The 3,994-nt window shown below is 75.2% G+C and carries 2 protein-coding genes; both read left to right on the forward strand.

Annotation, left to right across the window (positions count from 1 at the left end; all coding sequences use genetic code 11):
• A partial coding sequence (locus ACZ514_RS32200) for an acyl carrier protein (protein WP_469126335.1) occupies positions 1-867 on the forward strand: 867 nt, incomplete at its 5' end.
• A 44-nt stretch (positions 868-911) separates the two neighbouring features.
• On the forward strand, positions 912-3,994 hold a 3,083-nt coding region (locus ACZ514_RS32205; RefSeq protein WP_469126336.1), incomplete at its 3' end, for a type I polyketide synthase.

Consider the following 3,994-nt stretch of genomic DNA (forward strand, 5'->3'; position numbering starts at 1 on the left):
GGTCAGGGCAATTACGCGGCGGCGAATGCTTGTCTGGACGCGTTGGCCGAGCAGCGGCGGGCCGACGGACTGCCCGCCACCTCCCTCGCCTGGGGCCCGTGGGCCGACAACGGCATGGCCGCGGACGAGACCGTCGCCGAACGCATGCGCCTGGCCGGCATGACCGGACTGGCCACCGACACGGCCTTCGCCGCACTCGCCCGCGCCCTCGGCCGCGGAGACGACACCCTGACCGTCATCGACATCGACTGGCAGCGGTTCGCGCCGGGCTTCACCTCCGCCCGCCCGAGCCCGCTCCTCGCCGGGATCCCGGAAGCCGCCCGTCCCGCCGAACCGGACGGCGCCGACGCCGGCCTCGCCGTGCGACTCGCGGCGCTGCCGTCCGCCGCCGAGCGGACCGACGTACTGCTGGACCTGGTCCGCACACACGTGGCCGGCGTACTCGGCCACGGCTCGCCGGAGCGCGTGGCCGCCGACCAGCCGTTCAAGGGCATCGGGTTCGACTCCCTGACGGCGGTCGAGCTGCGCAACCGGCTCGGCAGGGCCACCGGCCTGGCCCTGCCCGCCACCGCCGTCTTCGACCACCCCAGTCCGGCCGCGCTCGCCGCGTACCTCCTCACGGAGCTGTGCGGGGACCTCGGCGACACCGACCCGGAGGAGGACCGGATCCGCCGGGCGCTCGCCTCGACGCCGCTCTCCCGGATCCGGGAGGCCGGCCTGCTGGAAGTGCTGCTGGACCTCGCCGGCCCCGAAGCGGGCGGCACGCGGGAAGCGGCGGCCGACCCGGACGACACGGCCCCGGAGGACATCGACGCGATGGACGCCGACGCCCTGATCCGTCTCGCCATGGACAACACGGACTCCTGACGGTCCGGGAAGTGTGGAGCTGACACATGGTTACGCCCGAAGCAGTGACATCCGGCACGGTGACGCCCGAAGCGAAGCTCGTGGCCGCGCTCCGGACCTCCCTCAAGGAGGCCGACCGGCTCCGCGAACAGAACCGGCGGCTCACCGAGGCGGCCCGGGAGCCCCTCGCGATCGTCGCGATGAGCTGCCGGTTCCCCGGCGGCGTCCGCTCGCCCGAGGAACTGTGGGACCTGGTCGCCGCCGGCCGTGACGCCGTGTCGCCGTTCCCCACCGACCGGGGCTGGAACCTGGAGGAACTGTTCGACGAGGACCCGGACCGCCCCGGCTCCTCGTACGTCCGCCAGGGCGCGTTCGTCCACGACGCCGCCGACTTCGACGCCGGCTTCTTCGCCATCTCCCCGCGCGAGGCCCTCGCCATGGACCCCCAGCAGCGGCTGCTGCTGGAGACCTCCTGGGAGGCGCTGGAGCGCGCCGCGATCACGCCGGACGCCCTGCGCGGCAGCCGTACCGGCGTGTTCGTCGGCACCAACGGCAGCGACTACGGCACGGTCCTCGTCGGCGGCCCCGAGGAGGTCGACGGATACCTGGCGACCGGGAACGCCACCAGCGTGCTGTCCGGCCGGATCTCCTACGAGTTCGGCTTCGAGGGGCCCGCCGTCACCGTCGACACCGCCTGCTCGTCCTCCCTCGTCGCCCTGCACCTCGCCGCACAGGCGCTGCGCCGGCAGGAGTGCACCCTGGCACTCGCGGCGGGCGTGACCGTCATGGCCAGCCCGACCACCTTCACCGAGTTCAGCCGCCAGCGGGGCCTGGCCCCGGACGGCCGCTGCAAGCCGTTCGCGGCGGCCGCCGACGGCACCGGCTGGGGCGAGGGCGCCGGAGTGCTCGTACTGGAACGGCTCTCCGACGCCCGCCGCCACGGCCACCCCGTCCTCGCGGTGATCCGCGGCTCCGCCGTCAACCAGGACGGCGCCTCCAACGGCCTGACCGCCCCCAACGGCCCGTCCCAGCGGCGCGTACTCCGCCAGGCGCTCGCCGACGCCCGCCTGACACCGGACCAGGTCGACGCCGTCGAGGCGCACGGCACCGGAACCACCCTCGGCGACCCGATCGAGGCGCAGGCGCTGCTGGCCACCTACGGGCAGAACCGCCCGGCGGACCGGCCGCTGCGCCTGGGGTCGGTCAAGTCGAACATCGGTCACACGCAGGCAGCCGCCGGGGTGGCGGGCGTCATCAAGATGGTCATGGCGATGCGGGAGGGCGTCCTGCCGCGCACCCTGCACGTCGACGAGCCCACCCCCCGGGTCGACTGGTCGGCCGGCTCCGTGCGGCTGCTGACCGAGAACCTCGACTGGCCCGCGCCGGACGGGCGGCCGCGCCGCGCCGGCGTGTCCTCGTTCGGCATGAGCGGCACCAACGCCCACGTCATCCTGGAAGAGCACATACCCGGCCCCGGCCCCGAGCCCGAGCCCGAGCCCGAGACCGCCGAGACCGCCCCCTCCGTCTGCGCCGCCCCCTCCGCCTCCCCGGTCCTGCCCTGGCCGCTGTCCGCCAAGTCGGCCGACGCGCTGCGGGCCCAGGCCCGCGAACTGCGGACGTTCCTGTCGGCCCGTCCCGGTCACGCGCCGGCCGACGTCGGCCGCTCGCTCGCGCTCTCGCGGACCTCCTTCGACCACCGCGCCGTGCTCGTCGCCGGCCACCCGGACGCCTTCGACACCGCGCTGTCGGCGCTGGCCGACGGCACAGCGGCCGCCAACCTGGTCGAAGGACAGGCACCCGACGGCCGCGCCAAGGTCGTCTTCGTCTTCCCCGGCCAGGGCTCCCAGTGGACGGGCATGGCCACGGAACTGCTCGCCACCAGCCCCGTCTTCGCCGACCGCATGGAGCAGTGCGAGCGGGCCCTGTCCCGGTTCGTCCCGTGGACGCTGCGCGAGGTGCTCACCGACGAGGCCGCCCTGGCCCGCGTCGACGTGGTGCAGCCCGCCCTGTGGGCGGTGATGGTGTCCCTCGCCGCCCTCTGGCGTTCGTACGGGGTGGAACCGGCGGCCGTCCTCGGCCACTCGCAGGGCGAGATCGCCGCGGCCTGCGTCGCGGGCGGCCTCTCCCTCGAGGACGGCGCACGGGTGGTGGCCCTGCGCAGCAAGGCCCTCCTCGCCCTCTCCGGCCGCGGCGGCATGGTGTCCGTCCCCCTGCCGCGCGAGGAGGTGGCGGCCGGCCTCGACGAGCGGCTGTCCATCGCCGCGGAGAACGGACCCCGCTCGGTCGTCGTCTCGGGCGACCCCGAGGCGCTCGGCGAACTGCTCGCCGCGACCGAGGGCGCCCGCCGGATCAACGTCGACTACGCCTCCCACTCCGCCCACGTCGAGGAGATCCGGGACGAACTCCTCACCGTCCTCGCCGGGCTCACCCCGCGCCCGGCGGACGTGCCCTTCTTCTCGACGGTCACCGGCGACTGGCAGGACACCGCCGGACTGGACGCGGAGTACTGGTACCGCAACGCCCGCCGGACGGTGCGCTTCGAGGAGTCCACGCGCGCCCTGCGCGAGCAGGGGTTCGGCGTGTTCGTCGAGAGCAGCCCGCACCCGGTGCTGGTCCAGGGCCTCGGGGACGGCGCCGTCGGATCGCTGCGCCGTCAGGACGGCGGACCGGCGCGGTTCCTGCTCTCGCTGGCCGAGGCCCACGTGCGGGGCGTCGCCGTCGACTGGTCGCCCGCCTTCCCCGGTGCCGGCCCGGCCCACGTCGACCTGCCCACCTACGCCTTCCGGCGCCGGCGTTACTGGCCCCGCCCCGGCACGGGCCGCCCGGCAGGGTCCGACCCGGCGGAGTCGGCCTTCTGGGAGGCCGTCGAACGCGCCGACCTGCCCGCGCTGTCCGGCACACTCGGCGCCGCCGGACCGGAGCTGGACGCCCTGGAGACCACCCTGCCCGTACTCACCGCCTGGCGTGCGGGACACCGCCGGCGGTCCACCGTCGACTCCTGGCGCTACCGGGCGGTCTGGGAACCCACGGCCGCGGACGCCCCCGTACACCTCTCGGGCCGGTGGCTGGTGGTGGCGGAGGGGGTGGGTGACGGGCTGGTGGGTGTGTTGTCGGCGTCGGGTGCCGAGGTGGTGGAGCTGGTGGGGGG

Source organism: Streptomyces sp. NPDC034086, from assembly GCF_055575515.1.